Origin of the sequence: Exiguobacterium sp. s131, from assembly GCF_018617345.1 — a bacterium.
Classification (GTDB): domain Bacteria; phylum Bacillota; class Bacilli; order Exiguobacteriales; family Exiguobacteriaceae; genus Exiguobacterium; species Exiguobacterium profundum.
Map to the genome: position 1 here is coordinate 1 of NZ_JACSJX010000007.1, position 25257 is coordinate 25257.

A 25257-nucleotide genomic window follows, 5' to 3' on the forward strand; every position below is an offset into this window, starting at 1 on the left:
TATAGCTCTTAAATTGACGAAGCTTGCGCTTCATTCAAAAATGGTAAAACTTATTTTTGCCTCATCGTTCAGTTTTCAAAGTTCGTCTGTCGCTCTTGGCGACTCTTAAAATAATACAAGTCATCGACACAGTTGTCAACCACTCTTTTATTTCTTTTCCGCTGCCATCAGCGGCAACGTTTATTACTTTACCGTACACCTCTCATTAACGCAAGGGGTTTTTCTAAAGTTTTTTTAAAAAAGTTTTTTATCTATAGCATTCCTTCTGTTCAACGGCTTACCTATGCGTTTCGAGGCTGACAAAAAAAGAAGCCGGATCATACTCACGGATGATCCGGCCACTAAATTGATTATTGTTGATGACGCATCGTTGGGAAAAGAAGAACGTCACGGATTGAAGGCGCGTTCGTCAATAACATGACGAGGCGGTCAATCCCGATTCCAAGTCCACCCGTTGGCGGCATACCATATTCAAGTGCCTCAAGGAAATCGTTGTCGAGTTCGTGTGCCTCATCGTTACCTGCTTCTTTTTCAAGCAACTGTGCTTCAAAGCGTTCACGTTGATCGATTGGGTCATTCAACTCCGTAAAGGCATTCGCATGTTCACGACGAACAATGAACAACTCGAAACGATCCGTGAAGCGTGGATCTGTTTCATTCTTCTTCGCCAATGGTGATACTTCAACCGGATGTCCTGTGACAAATGTCGGTTGAAGCAATGTTTCTTCTACTTTCTGCTCGAAGAATTCATTCACGATATGACCAAACGTCATATGATCTTGTACTTCTACACCGTGTTCTTTTGCGAGGGCACGTGCTTCTTCATCGGACATTTGTTGCCAGAAGTCTACACCTGTCTCTTCTTTAACAAGGTCGACCATATGTGCACGTTTCCAACCGATCCCAAGATGGATCGTATCTTCACCATACTGCACATCTGTTGTACCGAGCACTTCTTTCGCTACGTGCGCAACCAATTCTTCCGTCAAATCCATGATGTCGTTGTAATCTGCATAGGCTTCATACAATTCGATCATCGTGAATTCAGGGTTGTGACGTGTAGAGATCCCTTCGTTACGGAATACACGCCCGATTTCGTACACGCGCTCGAGTCCACCAACGATCAAGCGTTTCAAGTGAAGTTCGATGGCAATACGCATGTAGAGTTCCATATCTAACGCATTATGATGCGTTAAGAACGGACGTGCCGCTGCTCCACCCGCAATCGTGTGTAACATCGGTGTTTCCACTTCTAAATATCCTTTTTGGTTTAAGAAGTTGCGAATCTCAGAAATGATGCGGCTACGCAAAATGAATGTTTGACGCGAGTCCTGGTTTGTAATCAAATCAAGATAGCGTTGGCGATAGCGCTGTTCCACATCTTTTAATCCATGATATTTGTCCGGAAGCGGCCGAAGCGCCTTCGTCAATAATTCAAACTCTTCCACGTGAATCGAAAGCTCACCTACGTTCGTTTTAAAGAGCTTCCCTTTCACACCGACGATGTCACCGAGGTCTGAAGACTTGAATAAGTCAAACGGCTCATCCCCGACATCATTTTTACGAACGTAAATTTGAATTTGACCTGTCACATCTTGAATATGGGCAAAGAAAACCTTTCCTTTTCCACGTTTCGTCATGATGCGTCCAGCCAATGTGACTTCTACATCTTGTTCAGCCAACGCCTCTTTTTCAATTGATTCATACTGCTCATGTAATTCACCTGCGTGTGCAGAACGATCAAAGCGGTGACCGAACGGGTCGAGACCGCGCTCACGCATATCGGTCATCTTCTCAAAACGAACCTGCATTTGATCATTCATTTCTAACTCGTGGCTCACTATTCCATTCACTCCTCTATCCATATTGGGTTTCTCTCTAACAAAAAACTGTCGACCCGATGGCCAACAGCACAGCCGAAGCCGTTCATTCGTTGTGGTGCACTTTTTCGCCAAACAAGCTTACCATAAATTAGTTCTTTTCACTAGTTCACACTTCTGACAGTTGTCGTTCGAGTTGGTCCACAAATCCATAAAGGACCGCCGCGAACGCTTCGCGCGATTCCGTTTCGTTGATTTGCTTACGAATCGGACCACTACCTTTTAATCCTTTCAAATACCAGGCCGCGTGTTGACGCATTTCGCGTACGGCTGTTAATTCACCTTTGATTGCACTCAACCGGTCGAGATGAAGCATGCAGATGTCGATTTTCTCACGCGCCTCTGGTTCCGGCGGGAGCTCCCCTGTTTCAAGGTACTGGACCGTTTGATAGAGCATCCACGGATTCCCGAGTGCCGCACGTCCAATCATGACGGCATCCACACCATACTGTTCGATCACACGTTTCGCATCCTGCGGGGTCGCGATATCCCCGTTCCCGATAATCGGGACGGTCGCTACTTTCTTTGCCTCGCCAATCCAATCCCAATTCGCGGTTCCTTCATATTGTTGGGCACGAGTACGTCCATGAATGGCAATCGCTGCCGCCCCACCCGTCTGAGCCGCCTTCACATTATCCAAAATAAAGATATGCTCGTCATCCCAACCGAGTCGCATCTTCACCGTAACCGGTTTTTCGACGACATTCGTGACGGCATTCACCATCTCGTACACTTTATCCGGGTCGAGTAACCACTTCGCCCCTGCGTCACACTTCGTCACTTTCGGTACGGGACAACCCATGTTGATATCAATAATATCCGCATTGGTGTTTTGATCGACGTACTGCGCCGCTCTGACGAGTGTATCTTTCGAACCACCGAAAATTTGTAAACTGAGCGGTTTCTCTCGTTCATCGACGTATAGCATGCGCATCGTCCGTGCATTCTCGAGCAAGATGCCTTTATCACTGACCATTTCGGCACAGACGAGTCCCGCTCCGAACTCTTTTGCAATCAAACGGAAAGCGGGATTGGTCACGCCGGCCATCGGCGCGAGGACTGCACGGTTTTTAATCTCTATGTTTCCAATCTTAAAGCCTGTCAAGACAACACATCCTTCATTTCACCAAATTCGTAAGCAACTGTAACCGGACGACATCTTGGCGGTCCGTCATTGGTAACCCTTCGAGCCAGGAGGCGACCGTCCGTCCTCGAACGACGAGTTCTGGCACGATCTCCGCTAACGGGGCAAGAACAAATGCACGTTCCTGCATGCGTGGATGCGGAACCGTTAAGTGTTCTGATTGTATATCTTCCCCATTATAAAAGAGGATGTCAAGGTCGATGGTACGCGGTCCGTTCTTAAATAGACGTTCCCGCCCTAATCGTTGTTCGATCTGTTGAAGCGTGTTGAGCAATTCGTCCGAGGATTGGCGACTCTCGACTTCAACCACCATATTAAAAAACGAAGGTTGCTCTGTATATCCGACAGGAGCCGTCTCATAGACCGACGACTGTTTCGTGACGTGGAGACCTGTTCGCTCCATCTCATCGATTGCCGCAGACAACTGTCTAGCCCGATCTCCGATATTGGCGCCTAATGCAATATAAATCATGACGTCCGTCCCCTTGTCATCTCGATTGCTACTGAATCATAGTGTCCCGGGATGGGTGGGTCCGGTTTAATTACTTTAACCGTCACACGTTGAATCAACTCACTATGCGCCAACACAGCTGTCGTGATGCGTTCTCCGAGTGTTTCTAACAAATTGACCGGTTCTCCCGTCACAATATCTTCCGTCAACTGATACAAGCCGGCATAGCTGACCCCATTGTTTAAGTCATCCGAACGTCCCGCAGGGGCGAGGTCCAGTTCACACATTAAATCCACGTGAAACCGTTGACCGAGACGGTTTTCTTCTTCAAACACCCCATGATAACCGTAAAAACGCATCCCGTTCACAAATACTTTATCCATGTCTATACCCTCCAATCATCGCATCCATCATCTTCGCCGCACGGGCGTTCGCTTTGACGTCGTGCACACGCACCCAATCGCACCCTTTCATGATTCCAAGACACGTTGTCGCTATCGTTCCTTCGAGACGCTCCTCTGTTGGTAAATCGAGCGTATGACCGATAAACGACTTACGCGACGTGCCGAGCAGAACCGGATACCCAAGACGTGTGATCACGTCAAGATGATTCATGAGTTCGAGGTTTTGCGTCACGTCTTTCGCAAATCCGATGCCCGGATCTAGCCAAATGTGCTCATCCTTTACGCCCGCTGCATGCGCAATCTCGATTGATTCCTGTAGATCGCTGACCACATCTTCAATGAAATGACGATAGTCCCGATCTGTTCGGTTGTGCATGAGAATGATGGGAACCCCACATTCGAAAGCGACACGTGCCATCGAGCGGTCTCCCCATTTCGAACCCCATACGTCATTGATAATCGTCGCACCCGCCTCGATCGCGGCTCTCGCCACCATCGGCTTATACGTATCAATCGAAATCGGAACATCGATTTCGTTTGTCAGTCGACGGATGATTGGGACGACACGTTCAATTTCTTCTTCCTCGGAAACAAGTACTGCGCCCGGCCTTGTCGATTCTCCACCGATATCAATCGCATCGGCACCTTCTTGTACGAGTTGTTTCGCATGTCGTACAGCCTCCTCGATTGCCGTATACCGTCCCCCATCCGAAAACGAGTCCGGGGTCACATTTAAAATACCCATGACCTTCGTCATGCTTCCGCCTCCTAACCAATTGAGCGAACGAGTTTCGCCCACACTTCGTTAAATCGTACCCCGTCTTTACCGGGGTATCTCAGATTTCCATAATGCGTCACCGGAGCGACTTGTTGGATTGAATTCGTCATCCAAATCTCTTTCGCTGCAGTCAATTCTTCAAATGTCACGGGTTGTTCGATTACAGAGAAATGTTTCATCACCCATTGTCGTGTCACACCTGCGAGTGCTCCGCTCGATAGCGGAGTCGTGTATAACATATCATCTGGACCGACCCAAAAGATGTTCGACACGAGCCCTTCCACCACATGTCCATGTTCGTCCGCAAATAGTCCTTCAGCGCCTTGGTCTTGTAAGGTCCGTTTTCCAAGGATATTGTTCATATAATGATGTGACTTTAATCGAAAAGCCGCTTCAGGACGACTTCTCGGAAACGGGATCGGTTCGACCCGTTTCTCCTGTGGTACAACTTCTGAGGATAGCGGTTTGACGATCATGGTGACGTTCGGTGTCTCATAACGACCCGCGTAGAGACCGAGGGGCGCAACTCCTGCCGACACGTTCAAGCGGATATAAAGGTCGGGTGCATCGTTTTGACGGCACAGTTGCTGAATCGCCGTCCCGATTTCTTCCTTCGTGTATGGAAAATCGATCCACAGCTCATCGAGACTCTTCATCAAGCGCTCCCAGTGGGCATCGAACAGGAAAGGAACGAATTCATATGTACGGAACGTCTCAAACAAGCCCATTCCATACAAGAAGCCGTGATCTTCAACCGGAATCAACACCTTCTCTCGTTCGACTAACTCTCCGTTATGCCAATACCACATGACGATACTCCTCGATAAAGTTTCGAATCATTTCCTTCCCGTGCTCAGTCAAAATCGCTTCAGGGTGATATTGCACCCCTTCGATCGGAAGCGTTCGGTGACGGAGTGCCATGATTTCTCCAGTCTCCGTCTCTGCAGTGACCACTAGACATTCTGGTAGAGACGAACGCTCCACGGCCAACGAATGATAACGGGTCACGACCGACTGTTGCGGAATCTTCTTGAAAATCGATTTTCCGTCATGTTGAATCTTCGACGTTTTTCCATGCATGAGCCGCTCCGCATGGACGACTTCTCCGCCGAACGCTTGCGCAATCGCCTGATGTCCGAGGCAAACCCCTAAAATCGGGATACGACCTGCAAACGCTTGGATTGCCTCGACGCTAATTCCCGCCTCATTCGGAGTGCAAGGTCCCGGCGAAATGACAAGATAACTCGGGGCAAGCGCCTCGATCTCTTGAATCGTGACTTCATCGTTTCGATACACGACCAGTTCTTGACCGAGTTCACCGAAATATTGTACCAAGTTATACGTAAATGAGTCATAGTTGTCGATTAATACAATCATGTCGTTTCCTCCGTCATGTGTTTCGCCGCCCATAGCGCCTTCGCTTTGGACAGGGATTCTTCATATTCCGAGACCGGATCCGAATCGATCACGATACCTGCTCCCGCTTGAACGTATGCGATTCCGTCTTTCACGACCATCGTTCGAATCGTGATATTGAAGACAAGGTCGTCATTCCAACTTAACCATCCATATGAACCGGTGTAGAGTCCCCGGCGAACTGGTTCGAGTTCTTCGATGATTTCCATCGTCCGAATTTTCGGGGCGCCGGTGATGGTGCCACCTGGGAACATCGCTGCCAGCGCTTCGGCTCCTGATACTTCATCCCGAATCGTACCCCGTACGTTCGAGACGATATGTTGTACGTGTGAATATTTCTCAATCACCATCAATTCATCAACATGAACGCTACCATATGCCGCCACCTTGCCAAGGTCGTTCCGTTCGAGGTCGACGAGCATGACGTGTTCTGCTCGCTCTTTCTCGTTTTCAAGCAACGTGTTCGCCAACTCTAGGTCTTCCACATCATCTTTCCCACGTGGACGCGTACCCGCGATCGGGCGTGTCGAAATGTCGGTTCCATGTTTTTCAAGCAACAACTCTGGTGAAGCGGAGACCATCGTCAAAGCGTCGTCCACGAAATATCCCATATAAGGAGATGGATTCATTTGTCGCAACGTATCATATACACGACGCGGGTCAGCGAGAAGTGGTTCAGACTGCCGAACGCTCAAGTTCACTTGGAACACGTCCCCTTCTACGATATAGGACTGAATCCGTTTGACCGCTTCAACAAACTCTTCCTGAGACATGGAGCGCGATCGTTCTATCGGTGACTGCCCTGTCGGCTTGAACGCGTAATGCGACTCGACGTTCCACATAGCCGCCAATCGGTCCGCCTTACGTTCTGCACCGTCCTCCGCCGTCACCATCAAGTACAGGGTCGAATCCACTTCATCGAACACCGCCACCTCATCAAACAGAAGAAACGAGACGTCTGGTGTCGACAAATCATCCTCCGCTTGCTGAGGGAGACGTTCAATCGTCCGGGCCACATCATAACTGACATACCCGATCATGCCACCAAAGAAAGGAGGAGCCCCTTCCGGACGCTCGGCCTCAAATCGCTTGCGTACCTCACTGACGAGCTCAAGCGGCTTTCCGTATAGTGTTTCTGTCGTATCACCCACTTGCAAGAGTCCGACACCGTCTTTTACATGAAAGCGACCGAACGGCTCGATTCCCGCAATCGTATACCGTCCCGCTCTCCCACTCTCTAACCATGCATGATACGGTTGATCCGCCGTCAACGTCATGTATGCCTCATACACCTTCTCTTTCGTCATCCGCTTTGTTCTGAACGCAGTCGATCTCACATGTCATTCCTCCGTCTATTCATTCATGCCTTTTATTGTACACAAGAAAAGGCAGCAATCGAAAGAGAATGTCTCTCGATTGCTGCCTGAAATGTTATACGCGACTCTCGTTCGACTCTTCATCAAACTGATAGAGCGGCGTGCTCAAGTAACGTTCACCGTTTGATGGGATAATCGCCAATACATTTTTCCCTTTACCAAGGCGTTTCGCTGTATCAAGTGCTGCCGCAATCGCAGCTCCTGAAGAGATACCACCGAGGACACCGTTCGTACGTGCCGCCTGACGAGCGTATTCGAACGCTTGCTCTGTCGTGATTTGAAGAACCCCTTCATAAATCTCCGTGTCGAGGATGGATGGAACGAATCCAGCCCCAATCCCTTGAATCTTATGAGGTCCCGGTTTCCCGCCTGATAAGACAGGTGAATCGACCGGTTCAACGGCGAGAATTTTTACGTCCGGGTACTTCGCCTTCACGACTTTACCTGCGCCGGTGATGGTACCGCCCGTCCCGACTCCGGCAATCAAAGCGTCGACTGAAAGTCCTGATTCTTCAAACGCCTCTACAATCTCAGGTCCCGTCGTCATTTCATGGACGTTCGGGTTAGCTGCGTTATTGAATTGTTGCGGGAGGAAGTAGCCATGTTTCTCTGCTTCTTCAGTAGCGCGACGAATCGCTCCACCCATCCCTTCAGGTCCTGGTGTCAAAATCAATTCGGCCCCGTATCCACGAAGGAGGTTTCGGCGTTCCATGCTCATCGTTTCAGGCATGACGAGAATGGCTTTATATCCTTTTGCGGCACTGACCATCGCGAGACCGATGCCCGTGTTTCCGCTAGTTGGCTCGATGATTGTATCACCTGGCTTCAAGATGCCGTCTTTTTCAGCCGCTTCGATCATGGCGAGGGCGATCCGGTCTTTGACGCTTGATCCCGGGTTCATATATTCGAGCTTCAGATACACGTTGGCATCCTCTGGTCCAGTCATTCCGTTCAATTTCACAATCGGAGTCTTTCCAATCAAGTCTGTTACTGAGTTTACGATACGCATTGCATTTCCTCCTTCATAATTCCGACTATTCCGATATTGTTATCATACCCTATCGAATTGAAAATATGCAATTTGGAACGTTGCTTACGCCTGTGCCTGTACTTTCATCGTCTCTAACTGTTCCGCTGAGAAATGATACTTTTCGCCACAGAAATGGCATACGGCTTCAGCTCCGCCATCTTCTTCAATCATCTGACGAATCTCGTCTTTTCCAAGACCGATAATGGCGCTTTCCATTCGTTCACGGCTGCATGTGCAGTTGAACTGAATCGGGTTCGTGTCGAGGACATCGAGGCTATCGCCAAGGAGTAATTGAAGCATTTCTTCTGGCGTTTTTTCTTCACCAATCAAAACCGATACGGGCGGGAACGTCTGAAGTGCTTTTTCGAGTGCTTGTACCGTCTCTTCAGAAGCGTTCGGGAGCAACTGGACGATGATTCCACCTGCAGCAAGAATCGATTCATCTTCCGGTAAGACGAGGACACCCGCTCCGACGACTGACGGCACTTGCTCAGATGTGGCGAAGTAGTACGTGAAGTCTTCACTAATTTCGCCCGTTTGAATCTCTGAAGAACCGCCGACATAGTCTTTCAATCCTAAGTCTTTAATGACAGAGATGGTTCCTTTTCCGACGGCTTCGCCGACTTTCAATTTCGTCAACCCTTGTTCGTTGACGAATGTACCGCCATCGACACGCGGGTATGACACATATCCACGAACATCTCCCGCTGTATCCGCGTCCACGATGATTTTCCCGATTGGACCATCACCTTCTACTTTAAGCGTGACACGCGCTGCACCTTTTTGCATCGCTCCAATCATCGAGCCGATTGTCATCGTCCGTCCGAGGGCAGCTGAAGCAACCGGTGTCGTTTGATGACGAAGTTGCGTCTCATATACCGTTTTTGTCGTGCGTGCGGCAAAGGCACGAACCTCTCCGTTAAAACCGAGGGCACGAACGAGATAGTCATCCTTCATCTGGTCGAGTAATGCTTGTTGTTCTGTATGAATCATATGATTTAACTCCTTTAGTTTACTTTTGATTGCGCTCGTAAATGAGACGGAGGCCTTCGAGTGTCAGGAACGAATCCACATGGTCGATTGTCTCTGCATGTTCACTGATCAATCGCGCCAGCCCTCCCGTTGCAATGACAGTCGCTTCACCGACTTCACGCTTCATCCGGTTCACGATACCGTCCACTTGGGCCACATATCCATAATATGTCCCCGATTGCATCGCTTGAATCGTGTTCTTCCCGATGACTGTCGGCGGGGTCGCCAATTCAATCCGAGGTAGTTTCGCGGCACGCTGATAGAGTGCCTCCACTGAGATCATGATACCTGGTGAGATGATTCCGCCATGGTAACGACGTTTCTCATCGATGTAACAATACGTGGTTGCCGTTCCAAAATCAACAATTATGAGCGGACCGTCATACTTGGCGATTCCAGCCACCGCGTTAACGATTCGGTCGGCCCCGACTTCGCGAGGATTCTCGACGTGAATGTCCAACCCTGTCTTCACACCTGGTCCCACAACGATTGGACGTACATTGAAGTATCGTTGCGACATTTGTTCAAGTGGGAAAATAACAGGAGGTACGACAGAAGATAAGATCACTCCCTCGACCTGGTCGAACGAGACGTTCGAATGATCGAATAGCGATTTCACCAGCATGCCGTACTCGTCGGTCGTTTTTGTACGATCCGTTGAGATGCGCCAATGGTGTACGAGATGATCTCCATCGTACATCCCGAGAACAATATTTGTATTTCCAACATCAATCACTAAAATCATGATATAGTTCCTCACTTTGTTGTCAATTGCAGTTCGCTCGAATTATAACACGAAAAAAGACGAATGCCTCGTCAAGGGCATTCGTCTTTTTCATTAACGTGATTCGTTATTCGGACGTTCTGTCGGTGTCGCTTCTGGCTTATCGCCTTCAGGTACGACATCCGGCTGGCTGTCTTGGACAACTTCAGGTTGATCGACGACTTGACCGTGTTGAACGGCTGCATCATCTTTCTTCGCTGCGTCATTCGCATCCGTCGATCCATCCACGTCCTCTTCCGGCTCATGCGGAAGATACTCGCGTGTCTTGATCAAATGACGAATCTGTTTCGAGTCGAGCGTCTCGACATCAAGCAGCGTCTTTGCAACGAGTTCGAGATCTTCGCGACGATCTGTCAAAATCTGCTTCGCTTTCGCGTAACAGCGATTGATGATATCTCGAATCTCCAAATCGATTTCTTGCGCAATCGCATCCGAGTAGTTCTGTTCTGTCTGGAAATCGCGACCAAGGAAGACTTGTCCGCCATGGTTTGAACCGAGCTGGAGCGGTCCGAGTTTATCGCTCATCCCGTAATCCATGACCATCTTACGTGCGATACCAGTAGCGCGCTGGAAGTCATTGCTCGCTCCGGTCGACACTTCTCCAAAGATGACATCTTCGGCGACGCGACCACCAAGAAGACCAACAATCTTGTCTTCGAGTTCAGGTTTTGTCATGAAGTAACGATCTTCTTTCGGAAGCATGACGACATATCCGCCCGCGTTTCCGCGTGGAACGATTGTCACTTTGTGTACTTCATCCGCATTCTCAAGCTCGAGACCGATGATTGTGTGACCCGCTTCGTGATATGCAACAATGTTGCGCTCTTTTTCAGAGATGATGCGACTCTTCTTCGAAGGACCTGCGATGACACGGTCAATCGCCTCTTCCACATCGACAACTGAAACAGCTGTACGGTTCGAACGTGCCGCAACGAGTGCCGCTTCGTTCAAGAGGTTCTCTAAGTCTGCCCCAGAGAAACCAGGCGTACGTTGTGCAATCGACTTCAAGTCCACCGTCGAATCGAGTGGCTTGTTGCGCGCATGGACTTTCAATACTTCTTCGCGTCCTTTGACATCCGGACGATCGACCGTGATTTGACGGTCAAAACGACCTGGACGAAGGAGGGCTGGGTCAAGGATATCTGGACGGTTTGTCGCCGCTACCATGATGATCCCTTCGTTATCACTGAATCCATCCATCTCAACAAGAAGTTGGTTCAATGTTTGTTCACGCTCATCGTGTCCACCACCGAGACCGGCACCACGCTGGCGACCGACGGCATCAATTTCATCGATGAAGATGATACATGGCGCATTCTTTTTCGCGTTTTCGAACAAGTCACGAACACGTGACGCCCCGACCCCGACAAACATCTCAACGAAGTCCGAACCTGAGATCGAGAAGAACGGAACACCGGCTTCACCGGCTACTGCACGAGCCAAGAGTGTTTTACCTGTCCCTGGAGGACCTACGAGTAAGACCCCTTTTGGAATACGTGCGCCGAGTTTCGAGAATTTACGAGGATCTTTCAAGAATTCAACGACTTCGATGAGTTCTTGCTTCTCTTCGTCCGCCCCAGCCACATCTTTGAATGTGACGCGACGTTTCTCTTGGTCGTATAGTTTCGCCTTCGATTTCCCGAAGTTCATCACACGACCACCACCGCCACCACCTTGCGCTTGGTTCAACAAGAAGAAGAACAAGATGAAGATGATAATGAACGGTAAAATCGCGAAGACGATGCTGAACCAGCTACTGTTGGATTCAGCCTCCTCGATTTGAATATCCGTATTCGCTCGAAGCTGCGTTAATACATCCGCATATTCCGCTTCGTTCGCTGGAATGTTTGTTTCATAACGTTGGTCTTCATCTCCTGTAAGATCGCCTGTAATCGAGATAGCCCCCGGGATTTCTTGTACGGTTGCCGTCTCAATCCGATCATCTTCCACATACTCTAGGAATTTCGAATACGAGAGCGTTTCACTCTGACTATTCGGATTCTGCAAATATTGAAGGAACAAGATCAAGGCTAGGAAAATCACACCAAAAACCAATGTGTTTTTCACTGCACGATTCATTCTCTGCCTCCTATTCCGAGAAACGATGTTCTCGCCCATTCAGTATATGCCTATACTTTGGGGATTTCCTTTATCTTACCACGTCACATTTTCAAAAGAAAAACGTTAGCCCCCGTAAACGCTCGGTTTGAGCACACCGACATAAGGAAGGTTACGATATTTCTCTTCGTAATCAAGACCGTAGCCGACAACGAATTCGTGTGGAATCACGAAACCACTATAGTCTGCTGATAAACCATTTTTACGGCCAGTCGGCTTATCGAGAAGCGTGACAATCTTCACAGACTTCGCTTTACGGTATTTAAGAAGATCGACAAGGTAACCAAGCGTCAATCCACTATCAATAATATCTTCTACAATCAAGATGTCGCGTCCTTCTACAGATGTATTTAAATCCTTCTCGATTTTCACTTCACCTGTCGAAGAAGTTCCTCCATGATATGTCGACACGTCCATGAAATCCATCTCTAAATGGATATCCATTTCTTTGACGAGGTCCGACATGAATGGCATCGCGCCTTTCAATACACATACGAGAAGCGGGAACTCTTCTTTATAGTCTTCGCTCAATGTTCCAGCGAGTTCTTTCACCTTTTCTTGAATCTCTTCACGTGAGATTAAAATTTTCTCCATATCGTTCATCAATGACATCTTGAAATCCTCCTCTTTCTGTTTCGACACAATCATCATTTTACCATTAATCGTAGGCAAATCGCATCCGACTTGTCTAGAAATTCTGAAACTCTTACCCCGACAATCGCGAGAATCCGCCCCGAGGCGTCCTCAAGCAGCGGGAGTGTCGGTCGAATGGTTCGCTCAATCTTTTCGTCGATGAGGATGCGGGACACTTTTTTTGTCCCCACGTTCAACTTCATCCGGTCCCCCGGTGCGAGCGAACGAATCGTCAGCGGATAAGTGATTTCATTTAGTGGAATACCTTCTCGTCCTTCTTCGATGGACAACGAAACCGTACGCTGCCCAAATTGAACGACGGCTGGTAACGACTCGATCTGAATAGGATAAAGTGACGCTTCTGCCGAACGTTGTACAAGATTAAGTACCCTATTCTGCTTCATCATGAACCACTCACCCGACAGGTGGTAGGTCCCGGTATCCTTTTGACTTGTCCTTAGCTTCTCGACCCCCTCACCGACCTCTACCCCATAGCGACGGGACAGCAAGCGAGCGACCGTATATCGCTCAAGTGAGGATAAGCGATTAAACTCATCAAGTTTCACATGAAACGCTTTCATTTCAAGCTGCACATTTTCTTCAATCCATCGCCCACATGACTGGTAACGCATGCCCCATTCAGCGTATGCCTGTTTCGCCGTATCGTATACATCATCAACGACTGTCGGCCACAGTTGTTTCAGCCTCGGGATGATTTCGTGACGGATCCGGTTCCGTAAATAGGTCACTTCCTGATTGGTGGTATCTTCCCTCCAGGCAAGTTCGTTTTTCCGAGCATACTCGATGAGTTGCACCTTTGTTTCTCTTAATAAAGGACGGATCAACGTCCCACGCCCGAACGTTCTTCTCTCGGGAATTCCTTTCACTTCGATTACGTTTCGGTGAAGTTGAATGAGCACCGTCTCCAACACATCATCCGCATGATGAGCCGTGGCCAGTGTATCGTATCCATGTTCATTCATGACGTCTTCAAAAAAGCGGTAGCGGGCCTTACGGTAATGAGCCTGTGATGCTCCTTCTTGAAAATGGAGACGCGTCCCATGAAACGCGACTTGGTAGGATGCCGCTACGCGTGCGACGAACGTGTACTCTTCATCTGACGCTTCTCGTAAACCGTGATGGACGTGCGCCACCGCCACATCCCATCCTTGCTTGACGAGACGGTCCAATAAGACGATGGAATCGACTCCACCCGACACAGCGACGAGTACCTTTTTCATGAATTCCCTCCTTGATATAACAAAAGAAGCCATCTCGATTGAGATGGCTTCTTTACGCTTAGGTTAAGTGACCCGTACGGGATTCGAACCCGTGTTACCGCCGTGAAAGGGCGGTGTCTTAACCGCTTGACCAACGGGCCTAAATAAAATGGTAGCGGCGGAGGGAGTCGAACCCACGACCTCACGGGTATGAACCGTACGCTCTAGCCAGCTGAGCTACACCGCCATGTTATTGTTGTGTCCTAAGCACATTTTCTATAATAACCAGTCACCATTCGAGTGTCAATTCTTTTTTTATATTTTTTTAAGAAAAAAATCGTGTATAGTGTCGTCTTCCCCACTATACACGATTTTGTATCGTATTTACATCATGCTTCTGATGCGACTTGACGATATTTTTTCTTCCATGCGATCCGGAAGTACGCCCATAGTAAGGCAAAACATCCGGCAGCCACAAACACTAAATAGGTTGTCGCCGTCTGCAAGTACTGCGCACCATCTGCCGATAGAATTTCTTTATATCCGGCAACCGTATACGTCATTGGAAGCAAGGCATTGAACGGTTGCAATGCTCTTGGAATCAATTCAAGCGGGAACGTCCCGGCTGACGTCGTCAATTGTAAAATCAACAAGACGATCGCCACGAAACGTCCAGGGTTTCCGAGTGTTGTCACGAGCAACTGTACGATAAAGAGGAACGTGATGCTCGTCAACCAGCTGAAACCGAAGAATTTCAACGGTTCGCTCACTTCAAGACCGAGCAGTTGCACCATAGCCACATCGAGAATCAAGGCTTGCAAGAATCCGACGACCATGAGGACACCAGATTTCGACAATACCCAAGATAGACTACGTTTCGGGCGCCCTGCTGGATCGTGTAATGGATAAACGATCGAGAGAAGGAGTGCCCCAACGAAAAGTCCGAGTGACATAAAGTACGGAGCAAATCCAGTACCGTAGTTTGGCACCTCGTGAATCGAGTTGTCGACGAGCGACACTGGACCGGCCATCATCTCGACGTTGTCATCCGTTAGACCGATGTCTGCGTCTTTCGCGCCTTTCACTAAGGCGTCACGAAGTTCATCGCTACCTGATGCGAGCTCCTTCATGCCGTCAGCGAGTTCACCGCTACCGTCTGAAAGTTCTTGTCCACCATTCGCGAGCTGATTCGCGCCATCCGTCAGCTTGCTCGTTCCGGCTCCGGCACCCTTCGCACCTTCGGCCAGTTCACGGCTTCCTGACTGCAGCTTTTGACCACCGTCCGCTAACTGATTCGCACCATTCACCAATTCATTCGTACCGGTGCTTGCGCTCTTCGCTCCATCCGCAAGCTTTTCGCTACCCTCAGACAACTGTCCAGTCGCGTCTACAAGCTTGTCACTTCCAGCGGCGAGCTCAGTTGTCCCATCTTGAAGTTGTGTCGCGCCTTGATTGAGCTTCGCACTCGCTGACACAAGTTCTTGGGAACGATCGGCCGCCGTTTGCGTACCTTGCTCGATTTGACTTGAACCACTTGCCAATGCGTTCGCACCTTCGGCCAATTTCGTTTGACCGGTACTCAATTCAGAAAGTCCAGTCGATAGTTTGTCTGCACCTGTACCTGCCTGATCAAGACCTGCGCCAAGTGCGACCTGTCCTTCTTTCACTTTTGTCGCGCCAGCGGATAGTTGATCAAACCCGGCCGCCGTCTCTTGCTTCCCTTCGCTCAGTTGTGCCGCAATGGCTTGAAGCATTTCAGGTGATGCCGATTGACCCGACTCAGCGAGCGCTGTCAATTGTCCAATCAACTCATCTTGTTTCGCAGTCAATTCAGACTTCATTTGTCCGATTCCATTGACCACGTCTGTTTGCCCCGCAACAAGTGCCGCGTTTCCGTCCTTAGCCTGAGTCAACGCTCCTGAGAGTTTTGTGGCACCATCCTGTAATGCAGATGCCCCCTCTTTCGAGCGCTCGATGCCGGCAGCAAGGTCTTGAACACCTTGGTTCAACGTCTTCGCACCTGTGTGCAGCTCATCTAGTTTAGATGCGAACGCTCCTGTTCCGTCAACGAGTTGGCTCGTCCCGCCTTGTAAGGCAGAAGCGCCCTCGCTGACACGATGGACCCCGTCCGAAAGTGAGGCTGAGCCCTCGTATACTTGTTGACTGCCATCTGCGAGTGCAGATGAGCCATCGGCCAATTGCGAAACACCATCACGTAATTGACTTGCTCCATTCGCCAGTTCCCGTTGTTTCGAAGCAAGAAGCTTCGTCCCATCCGCGAGTTCTGATGAACCATCGGCCAACTGAGTCATCCCATCGTTTAATTGGCTTGCTCCATCCGCGAGCTCACGTTGTTTCGAAGCGAGAAGCTTCGTCCCGTCCGCCAACTTGACGGCACCGTCTTTTGCTGACGTTGAGCCGTCCGCAAGTGTCGCTGCACCATCTGCGGCCTCACCAAGTCCGTCTGCCACATCATTCAATCCGTCTTTCAACGCACTGACATACTGTTTCGAGACTTCGGTCGACAATTCCGCTTTGACTTGTTCCATCGCGGAACCACCGATTTGTGCGGCTAAGAAGTTATACGATTCATTCGCGATATACTTCAGTTCGAGTTGCTCCGGATGTTCATCTAAAGCAGTCGTCGCTTTTTCTGAAAAGTTTTCTGGAATCTCGATCGCCATGTAGTAGTCATGGTCTTTCAGTCCAGATTCCGCTTCTTTCTTCGTCGTTTCGACGAAGTCGAACGCCTCCGAATCCAGCAGCTTATCAATGAGGTCATCTCCAATTGCAAGCGACTCCCCTTCAAACGTTGCCCCTTTGTCTTCATTGACGATGGCGACCGGCAAATCTTTCATCTGTCCATACGGATCCCAAAAAGCCCATAAGAACATACCGGCGTACATTAACGGTACGAGTGCGACCGCAAGAATCGGAACCAACACACGTGGGTTCTTGAAGATACTTCGCCACTCCGCCGTCCACAGTTTCCATCCATTCATTTTTCTCTCCACCTTCACTTATAAAACATAACTATTTTTTCATGTTCCCTATTTTGCTCCCTTCCTCGAAAAAAAGCAACTCTTTTAGCTATTTTTTATAAATTTTTTAAACAGAAAAAAAGCCATGAACGAAAATGTTCATGGCTCGTCTCATTACAAGACCTCTATGGTTACGAGTAGAAGCTAATTGGTATACGAAGGATTACCCGCGCTTGGCTCCGCGTCCACCGCGTTTTGAGTCTGTTTGACGTTTCAACGTCGAAAGACGCTCGTCGCTATCTTTCAAGAACTTACTCATCAATGTATCGAATGTTTCTGGTTCACGACGTTGTTCACGACGACCGCCACCACGTGGGCCGCCACCGCGTGGACCGCCGCCACCGCGTGGACCACCTTGACCTGGGCCACCTGGACGTGGGCCACGAGAGAAACGCTCACCAGCTGGACGCTCAGGACGCTCAGGACGTTCGCTTACAGGACGGTCGACTGCTTTCTTGATGGACAACCCGATTTTCCCATCATTTTCGACGTTCAACACTTTTACCGTGACTTCTTGACCGACTGTCAACACTTCGTTAATGTCTTTGACGTAAGAGTCTGCCACTTCACTGATGTGTACTAATCCTGTCTTGCCATTTGGGAGCTCGACGAACGCTCCGAAATGCGTAATCCCTGTAACCTTACCTTGTACCTTGCTTCCTACTTCAATTGACATAAAATAATGTACTCCTTTTTTGATTGATTCTTTCTAATTATACGAGTCGTTCCCCTAACGGTCAACGAACCGACTTATTCCTCTGGCGAGAAGTAGAAAATAATCTCTCCATCTTTAGAGAAAAGCAGTTCGTTTCGTGCTAAGTTCGCGATATAATCTTCATCCTGTAACCGTTCCACTTGCTCTTTCAACTCATCCTGTTCGGCCTGCTGTTCACGCAACTCCACTTTTGCTTGTGCGTAGGCTTGTTGCTGGTCCGATACGTACCCTACTTTCGAGAAGTAACTCTGTCCAATCAACACCATGACAAATAAAAACAGGAGAGAGGCTGCTGCCAAACGACGTCGAAGATGAACTCGTCGGCGATGTGTATCTTTTTCTAACTGTTCTCTACGCTCATCTAGCGCTCGAATGCGTCGTTGTCGATCCATCGGATTACGTCCGTTCATCGCCTCATCCCCCTCCTCTTAATACATTAAGTATACTTTTTTTTATGAGTTGATACTACCGTCCATCTTCTCTTCTTTAAGTAAACGATACATTTCTTTCGCATCTTCTTTACGTGCATGTTCTGCGATTGAATCGATGACGACCGTGACGAGTTTATTTCCGAAGCGAATTTGTAACTCATCTCCGACTTTGACTTCTGTGCTCGCCTTCGCGACTTGCCCATTCAGTTGAATTCGTCCTTGGTCCGCCACTTCTTTTGCCAACGTGCGACGCTTGATTAGACGTGACACTTTTAAAAACTTATCTAGTCTCATAAACCTTTCTCCTTTGCCTCGTTCCAAAGCGCATCCATCTGTTCGAGTGTCATCTGGTGAAGGTCACCGTTCGCTTCCACATACTCGAATCGACGTTTGAACTTTCGGTTCGTCTGTTCTAATGCTTGCTCGGCATTCAGCCCAACGTATCGCGCGATGTTCACGATGGAGAACAATACGTCCCCAAGTTCCGATTCATCACTTAGGTCTTCATGCCATTCTTTTAACTCTTCTTCCAGTTTTTCGAAGGCACCGGATACGTCATCCCACTCAAATCCGACGTGAGCCGCTTTCTTTTGAAGTTGCTCCGCTCGCATCAATGAAGGTTGGTCGACGAGAACACCATCGAGTTGCGATTGTTTCTTTTCCCCTTTTTCCGTCTGTTTAATCGCATTCCAGTTTTTCAACACGTCAGAGGCATCTTCGACGGTGACATCGCCAAAGACGTGCGGATGGCGGCGTACCATCTTCTCACTGATAGAACCGATTACGTCACGAATATCGAAATAACCCTCATCTTCTCCGATTTGAGCATGCAACATAACTTGAAGCAAGACGTCCCCGAGTTCTTCGATGATGGCATCATCGTCTTCTGCATTGATTGCTTCAATCAACTCATACGCCTCTTCTAATAGGTACTTGCGAAGTGACGCATGCGTCTGTTTACGATCCCACGGGCACCCGTCTGGTCCTCGAAGCGTTGCGATGATTTGTTTGAGTGTCGCAAAATCCTTCGCCAAATACGATTCATCCACGAGCGGTGGAACGTAGAGGGTCGTCAAGTTATTCACTTCCGCCATCCGGTCCATTTCGAATAACGGAATGTGCTCAATCCGTTCTTGCGTCGTACCGGCAGCCGTCACAAGGGTGACGGGATGGTCGTCCGGATACCGTTCCATCAATTGCACTTTGACGTCACCCGCCACGAATCCATCGTACACTTGCCCGATAAGCACATGTTGGGTCACCTGCAAACGTTCAAGGTCGAGCGCAGTCGCATCAAGCAGTTGAAATCCATTGATTGGATCAATTCGGAGCGCCTGGAACATGGCATCGAGGAAGCTCTGTCCACCGAGCACATGAAGATCAGCTCCCCGTTCCACCAATAGTTCGACGGTCCGTTCCGCTACGAACGGATGGCCCGGTACGGCGTATGTGATCGCCATTTCTTCACTTTTACTCAATAACGTCTCGACAATCTGGTCGTATACTTCTTCAAACGTATCACTCGATTCATAGACCGAATCAAATGATTCGAACACGAGTCCTTCCGCTTCTAACTCTTGAACGACAGGGTGTTCTTTTGTGCGCAACCAGACGAGCGGTTGCTGCTTTAAATGGCGGTACACACCGAGCGGCAATTGATTCAACTCACCAGACCCGAGTCCGACCACCGTGATTGTATAACCCATATTAGTTCTCCTTTTTCTTGAGCACGTCGAGCAGACGACTTCCGAACGGAATCAGTTCCCATTCCGCAAGTGACAGCATTCGCGTACTCCATAATCTCCATACATAGAGGAAGGCACCGCTACACACCATTCCGATTAACCAACCGAACGCAGTGATTCGCGAGTCGACCCACATCTGACCTAGCCAGTTTAACACGGCAATGAGGATCAGCATGGGTACGAGGGCTTTCCATAGCGACTTATAGTGTTTCGATCGAAATGATCCGAGCGGAATCGAGCGGTCAAGCGCCCGGAAATTATAGAACGCCATCGCTAAAAATCCAATGGATGTTCCGATTGCCGCGCCTTCAATTCCGTAACTCGGTACGAGCCATGCGTTTACCGCACTTTTCACTAACATTGCGACAACCATGCTGCGTGCCGCGACCCACTCTCGGTCAATCGCCTGCAAACATGTCATGCTCGCAATCGCCAAGGAGGCAGCGAACGTGCTCGTCGCTAAGAAGACAAGGGCTCGTGTCCCAGATTCATCTTCAAACAGGGCCACGTTTAAGAAAAACATGACACCCATCAATCCGATAGTCGCTGCACCAGCAATCGCCGTCGTCACACGAATCATCGACCGGAGTCCCTGCGTCGTCTTTTGCAGATGACCTGCCCGATAATGACGGACGAGCGTCGGCACATTGGCCATCCCGATGGTCGTGGTGAACAAAATGGCGAATTGCACGAGCGGATATCCTCGATCGAACACTCCTTTGCTCACCTTGGCCTCATACGTCCCACCCATCAAATTGACGATGGTGAAGGAGTCGACCAGTTGCATCCATAAAATCCCGAGTGACGCGAATCCGACCGCGAAACCCGTTGTCAACAAGAGTTTCATTCCACTCCGAAACGTGACGCGGCGCACCCTCACAATTCGCACTCCTCGTGCGCGATAAACTAAAAAGGCAATCGCCACAAGCCCACCGACGAGCGTCGCACCATACGCATATTGACTGAGCGTATATGCATCTTTTCCGAGACGGACCCCAATCCATAATAGGGACAGCATGACCGTCACGCGGACAAAGTTCTCGAGCACTTGCGACCATGCGCTCGGTCGTAAGTCATCTCTCGATTGAAAAGCCCCGCGCAACACGGCTGACGCCGGCATGAGTAAATAACTCAAACTGATCACGCGAAGTGCAGGAGCTAGCTGCTCATCTCCGAGCCACCTTGCCAGGGTCGGGGCAAACAGCCATACCGTGACGACAAGCATGGACGAGAGTAGAAGTAAGGCGTAAAAGCTTCCCCATAAGACTTCTAACTTACGATTCGTCCCTTTCGCACCGACGCCGATTTTCGCAATGACGACCGGCATCGCATAAATGCCGAGTGACGCTACGATGGCCGCGAACGGATAGACGGTTTGATAGGCATAAAGCCCGAAGTCCCCCGCCAAGTTTTGATAGGGGACACGATAGGCGAAGCTGATCAGTTTCGATACGTAGCCGGCAAGGGCGAACAGAACGACGCCTTGCGCAAACTTACTTGGCGACCGCATCGCCCACCAACCGCTTCATCAGTTCTTCTAATACAGTATCGGCATCATTCAAGAGCTCTGTTAGTGGCATCCGACCGCTGAGCGATAGTTTCAATGCGCCGTCTTCTTGCCCTACCCCAAGCTTGCGACCAAGAGGCATCGACCATTCCATGAAGGACGGGACATCCAAAGCCGTCGTCGATTCTTTCGATAAGACAATCTCGATGCGTCCTGGCGTCTGCTTGATTCGACTCACTTTTGCCAGTTCTCCATAAATACGTAGACGTGTCAATTGAATGAGCAGCGCGACCGGTTCCGGGAATTCACCAAACCGTTCAATCAGTTCATCTTGAAGGGCGAACAACGCGCTCGGCGTATCTACATATTTGAAGCGTTTGTACATCTCAATCTTCAATTCGCTATCTGACAAGTAGTCATCAGGAATATACGCATCGGCCTGGAACGTGATCTCCGGTTTGAAGACGACTTGTTTCGCTTGTCCACGCATACGGTCTTTCCGTTCCTCAATGGCTTCAGAAAGCATTTGTGAGTACAGGTCAAAACCGACCGAATCGATGAATCCAGACTGTTGTGCACCGAGTAAGTTTCCGGCTCCACGAATCGACAAGTCGCGCATCGCAATCTTAAACCCACTGCCGAGCTCCGTGAACTCTTTGATGGCTTGAAGACGACTTTCTGCCACTTCCGTCAAGCGCTTGTCTTTCCGATACGTGAAGTACGCATAGGCGATTCGATTCGAACGTCCGACACGACCTCGAAGTTGGTAGAGCTGGGACAGCCCCATCTTGTCCGCATCGTGGACGATGAGGGTGTTGACGTTTGGAATATCGATTCCTGTCTCGATGATTGTCGTCGAGACTAAAATATCCGCCTCGCCCTCTAGGAAGCTGATCAACTGACTCTCGAGCTCACTTTCCGTCATGCGTCCATGTGCCGTTGCAATTCGTGCATCCGGCAATAAGGCCCGAATCTCTTCCGCTTTTCGTTCGATCCCTTCGACGCGGTTATAGAGGAAGAACGCCTGTCCTCCGCGAGCGAGTTCACGTTCTAGCGCTTCACGCAAGACGATGCCGTCGTATTCCATGACGTATGTTTGGACAGGATAACGATTCTCTGGCGGTGTCTCTAATACGGACAAATCACGGATTCCGATCATCGACATATGCAATGTCCGTGGAATCGGAGTCGCCGTCAGCGTCAGGACATCGATGTTCGTCTTCAGCTGCTTCAGACGCTCTTTATGTTTGACGCCGAAGCGTTGTTCTTCATCGATGATCACGAGACCTAGGTTGGCGAACGTCACGTCTTTTGACAACACGCGGTGTGTCCCGACGACGATGTCGATGGTACCTTCTTTCAACCCTTTCTTCGTCGCGGTCATCTCGCTCTTCGAACGAAAACGACTCATGACTGATACGTTAATCGGGAATTCACTGAACCGCTCAAGCATCGTTTCATAATGCTGTTGAGCGAGGACGGTCGTCGGGACAAGGAATGCCACTTGTTTGCCGGCGAGTACGGCTTTGAACGCAGCCCGAATCGCCACTTCCGTCTTCCCGTATCCGACATCTCCACACAAAAGGCGATCCATCGGACGGGAGCGTTCCATATCCGCCTTGATTTCTGCGATTGAACGCACCTGATCTTCTGTCTCGGCGTACGGGAAAGAAGATTCGAACTGACCCATCTCTTCATCGTCCGGCGGGAACGCGAAACCGACCGAGGCCTCTCGTGCCGCGTACAATTTAATGAGCTCATCAGCAATATCTTCAACCGATTTGGCAACTTTCGATTTTACTTTCTTCCACTCGGTGCCGCCGAGTTTATAAATCTTCGGCTCTTTGCCTTCGGCCCCAACATATTTTTGGACGAGATCGATTTGGTCGACCGGCACGTAGAGGGCGTCGTCCCCTGCATAGACGAGGTGCAGGTAATCCTGATGGATCCCACCGACCTCGATTGTTTTAATGCCAAGGTACTTCCCGATTCCATGGTGTACATGGACGACATAATCATTCGGCTTCAGCTCTTGGTAACTCTTGATTCGTTCGGCATTCGTCAAATTCTTCGTCTGACGTTTTCGTTTCGTCACACGCTTGAATAACTCTTCTTCCGATACGACAACGAGACGGCTCGTCGCCAGTTCGAATCCACCTTCGATTTGACCGATGATGATCGAGACACGTCTCGGTTCTAACTCTCCATCGACATTGGTGAAAGTCGAGGCGATTCCATAGTCGGAAAGAAGCGCTTCGATTTTATCTGCACGCGACTTATCTCCCGCAAGTACGACGATGCGTTGATCACCTTGCTGCCATCGCTCGACTTCCTGTTTCAATAGATGCATCTGACCATGGAACGCCGGTAGCGGACGACAGCTCAAATGGACCGTATCGCTCTCCGGAATACCTGAACGACGAGACGGAAGCAAGGAGAACGCGACTTGCTTCAAGTCGCGGAAGACTTTATGCATCGGGACGGCGAGCGTGTAATTACTGACGGCTTCTCCTTTTTCGATGAGTGAAGAGAACCATTCCGCCTCTTCGCGGTCCTGTACGTCGGCAGCGTCATCGATTCGTGCCACCTCATCTAAAATAAGGACGGCGTCTTTCCCAACGTAGTCAAGGAGCGTGGACGTATAGAGCAATGGCGAATACTTCCCAACTTTCTCCGGGAGGTCTCCACGCTCAAGCCGCTCGATGTCTGTCACGACTCCCTCTTCAAGGGCTTGACGGATGACTTCATTTCCAATCAAATCGACGGTTCGGTCGTACTGTTTCCGAAGCGCACCGCCCGCCTGCTTCAGCTGATTCTCCGTTGCGATGAACTCGGTCGCAGGCGTAATGCACACTTCCCCCACTACACCAAGCGAGCGTTGCGTTTCCGCGTCAAACGTGAAAATGGAGTCAATCTCGGTGTCGAACAAATCGATTCGATATGGGCGCGCTTCCGTAAGAGGATAAACGTCTAGAATACTCCCTCGTACGGAAAATTCACCAGGTGTGGTCACCGTTGCCGTTCGTTCGTAGCCCATGCCCGTCAATTGTTTCGCGAAATCCGCTAAATCGAGGTCACTTCCCGGCTTCAACATAACGCGACTATCTTGCCACGCTTCCGGACTCGGTACATAGCGTCGTAATCCACCAAGCGGCACGACAACAACGCCTCCTGTTTGGTCGAGGAGACGAGTACGGGCATCGATTCGGGCAGCTAGCAGTTCCGGACTAGACGTCAGTGACAGTTCACCTGCTAGCGTCTCATCGATTGGATATAAGAGCGTTTTGTCCGGACCGATGAGTGATTCAAGTTGATCGAACATCTTTTGGGCTTGATACATGTTATGCGTCACGACGACGAGACGTCTCGATGACGATTTCACGAGTCCCGCCAAGACGAGGGCTTTCGCGCTTGTCGTCAACCCCGTCACCAATTGACGGTCTACTTTTTGGAGTCGCTCTCGAATCACATTCGTTTCAGGGAGCGCCACCATAAATCTCTCTAAAGCATTCATTTGTTTTCCTCCAACTCATACGACAAAAAAGGGTGCAA

The 25257-nt window shown here is 49.6% G+C and carries 21 protein-coding genes and 2 tRNA genes; all 23 read right to left on the minus strand.

All coding sequences use genetic code 11. The annotated features are described in order from the left end of the window. Positions 1 to 350: 350 nt before the first annotated feature. Positions 351 to 1841 (minus strand): lysine--tRNA ligase, encoded by a 1491-nt coding sequence (gene lysS, locus KNO69_RS14745; RefSeq protein ID WP_012727709.1) that lies wholly within the window; start codon positions 1839 to 1841, stop codon positions 351 to 353. 148 nt (positions 1842 to 1989) lie between these two features. After that, on the minus strand, positions 1990 to 2928 hold the full coding sequence (gene dusB, locus KNO69_RS14750; protein ID WP_371815185.1) for a tRNA dihydrouridine synthase DusB: 939 nt from the start codon (positions 2926 to 2928) through the stop codon (positions 1990 to 1992). A 70-nt stretch (positions 2929 to 2998) separates the two neighbouring features. Then, positions 2999 to 3496 (minus strand): 2-amino-4-hydroxy-6-hydroxymethyldihydropteridine diphosphokinase, encoded by a 498-nt coding sequence (gene folK / locus KNO69_RS14755; protein WP_214732095.1) that lies wholly within the window; start codon positions 3494 to 3496, stop codon positions 2999 to 3001. Then, the gene (gene folB, locus KNO69_RS14760; RefSeq protein ID WP_074035333.1) at positions 3493 to 3858 is read right to left on the minus strand and encodes a dihydroneopterin aldolase; all 366 of its coding nucleotides are present in this window, start codon (positions 3856 to 3858) and stop codon (positions 3493 to 3495) included. Before folB ends, folK begins: the two co-directional genes overlap by 4 nt. Continuing rightward, complete coding sequence (folP, locus tag KNO69_RS14765; RefSeq protein ID WP_214818926.1) at positions 3851 to 4636, minus strand: dihydropteroate synthase; 786 nt, start codon at positions 4634 to 4636, stop codon at positions 3851 to 3853. Before folP ends, folB begins: the two co-directional genes overlap by 8 nt. A gap of 11 nt (positions 4637 to 4647) precedes the next feature. Then, a complete protein-coding gene (locus KNO69_RS14770) occupies positions 4648 to 5466 on the minus strand; it encodes an aminotransferase class IV (RefSeq protein ID WP_159563164.1) in 819 nt (272 codons plus the stop codon). Further along, the gene (pabA, locus tag KNO69_RS14775) at positions 5450 to 6034 is read right to left on the minus strand and encodes an aminodeoxychorismate/anthranilate synthase component II (RefSeq protein WP_159563165.1); all 585 of its coding nucleotides are present in this window, start codon (positions 6032 to 6034) and stop codon (positions 5450 to 5452) included. Before pabA ends, KNO69_RS14770 begins: the two co-directional genes overlap by 17 nt. Then, a complete protein-coding gene (locus tag KNO69_RS14780; RefSeq protein WP_353047439.1) occupies positions 6031 to 7410 on the minus strand; it encodes an anthranilate synthase component I family protein in 1380 nt (459 codons plus the stop codon). The genes pabA and KNO69_RS14780 overlap by 4 nt, the downstream gene beginning before the upstream one ends. A gap of 94 nt (positions 7411 to 7504) precedes the next feature. After that, positions 7505 to 8458, minus strand: a complete 954-nt coding sequence (gene cysK, locus KNO69_RS14785; protein WP_012727717.1) for a cysteine synthase A — start codon at positions 8456 to 8458, stop codon at positions 7505 to 7507. A gap of 84 nt (positions 8459 to 8542) precedes the next feature. Then, positions 8543 to 9472: an Hsp33 family molecular chaperone HslO gene (gene hslO, locus KNO69_RS14790; RefSeq protein ID WP_285800580.1), complete on the minus strand. Its 930-nt coding sequence runs from the start codon at positions 9470 to 9472 to the stop codon at positions 8543 to 8545. Between the two features lie 19 nt (positions 9473 to 9491). Then, positions 9492 to 10256, minus strand: a complete 765-nt coding sequence (locus KNO69_RS14795) for a type III pantothenate kinase (protein ID WP_074035307.1) — start codon at positions 10254 to 10256, stop codon at positions 9492 to 9494. A 93-nt stretch (positions 10257 to 10349) separates the two neighbouring features. Further along, positions 10350 to 12374, minus strand: coding sequence for an ATP-dependent zinc metalloprotease FtsH (ftsH, locus tag KNO69_RS14800; protein WP_214818927.1), 2025 nt, complete (start codon positions 12372 to 12374; stop codon positions 10350 to 10352). Positions 12375 to 12479: 105 nt separating this feature from the next. Next, on the minus strand, positions 12480 to 13019 hold the full coding sequence (gene hpt, locus KNO69_RS14805; protein WP_214689640.1) for a hypoxanthine phosphoribosyltransferase: 540 nt from the start codon (positions 13017 to 13019) through the stop codon (positions 12480 to 12482). Positions 13020 to 13060: 41 nt separating this feature from the next. Further along, positions 13061 to 14287: a tRNA lysidine(34) synthetase TilS gene (tilS, locus tag KNO69_RS14810; RefSeq protein WP_214818928.1), complete on the minus strand. Its 1227-nt coding sequence runs from the start codon at positions 14285 to 14287 to the stop codon at positions 13061 to 13063. Positions 14288 to 14355: 68 nt separating this feature from the next. Further along, positions 14356 to 14427 (minus strand) — tRNA-Glu (locus tag KNO69_RS14815). A 9-nt stretch (positions 14428 to 14436) separates the two neighbouring features. After that, positions 14437 to 14513, minus strand: a tRNA-Met gene (locus tag KNO69_RS14820). A gap of 142 nt (positions 14514 to 14655) precedes the next feature. Beyond that, positions 14656 to 17268 (minus strand): YhgE/Pip domain-containing protein, encoded by a 2613-nt coding sequence (locus KNO69_RS14825; RefSeq protein WP_214818931.1) that lies wholly within the window; start codon positions 17266 to 17268, stop codon positions 14656 to 14658. A gap of 202 nt (positions 17269 to 17470) precedes the next feature. Further along, the gene (locus tag KNO69_RS14830; RefSeq protein ID WP_012727724.1) at positions 17471 to 17983 is read right to left on the minus strand and encodes a S1 domain-containing RNA-binding protein; all 513 of its coding nucleotides are present in this window, start codon (positions 17981 to 17983) and stop codon (positions 17471 to 17473) included. Between the two features lie 74 nt (positions 17984 to 18057). Beyond that, the gene (locus KNO69_RS14835; protein ID WP_012727725.1) at positions 18058 to 18432 is read right to left on the minus strand and encodes an FtsB family cell division protein; all 375 of its coding nucleotides are present in this window, start codon (positions 18430 to 18432) and stop codon (positions 18058 to 18060) included. A gap of 42 nt (positions 18433 to 18474) precedes the next feature. After that, on the minus strand, positions 18475 to 18747 hold the full coding sequence (locus KNO69_RS14840) for an RNA-binding S4 domain-containing protein (RefSeq protein WP_012727726.1): 273 nt from the start codon (positions 18745 to 18747) through the stop codon (positions 18475 to 18477). Beyond that, a complete protein-coding gene (gene yabN, locus KNO69_RS14845) occupies positions 18744 to 20159 on the minus strand; it encodes a bifunctional methyltransferase/pyrophosphohydrolase YabN (RefSeq protein ID WP_214818932.1) in 1416 nt (471 codons plus the stop codon). The genes KNO69_RS14840 and yabN overlap by 4 nt, the downstream gene beginning before the upstream one ends. Position 20160: 1 nt before the next feature. Then, positions 20161 to 21708 (minus strand): polysaccharide biosynthesis protein, encoded by a 1548-nt coding sequence (locus KNO69_RS14850; RefSeq protein WP_214818937.1) that lies wholly within the window; start codon positions 21706 to 21708, stop codon positions 20161 to 20163. Continuing rightward, a complete protein-coding gene (mfd, locus tag KNO69_RS14855; RefSeq protein ID WP_214818938.1) occupies positions 21692 to 25219 on the minus strand; it encodes a transcription-repair coupling factor in 3528 nt (1175 codons plus the stop codon). The genes KNO69_RS14850 and mfd overlap by 17 nt, the downstream gene beginning before the upstream one ends. Between the last annotated feature and the right edge of the window lie 38 nt (positions 25220 to 25257).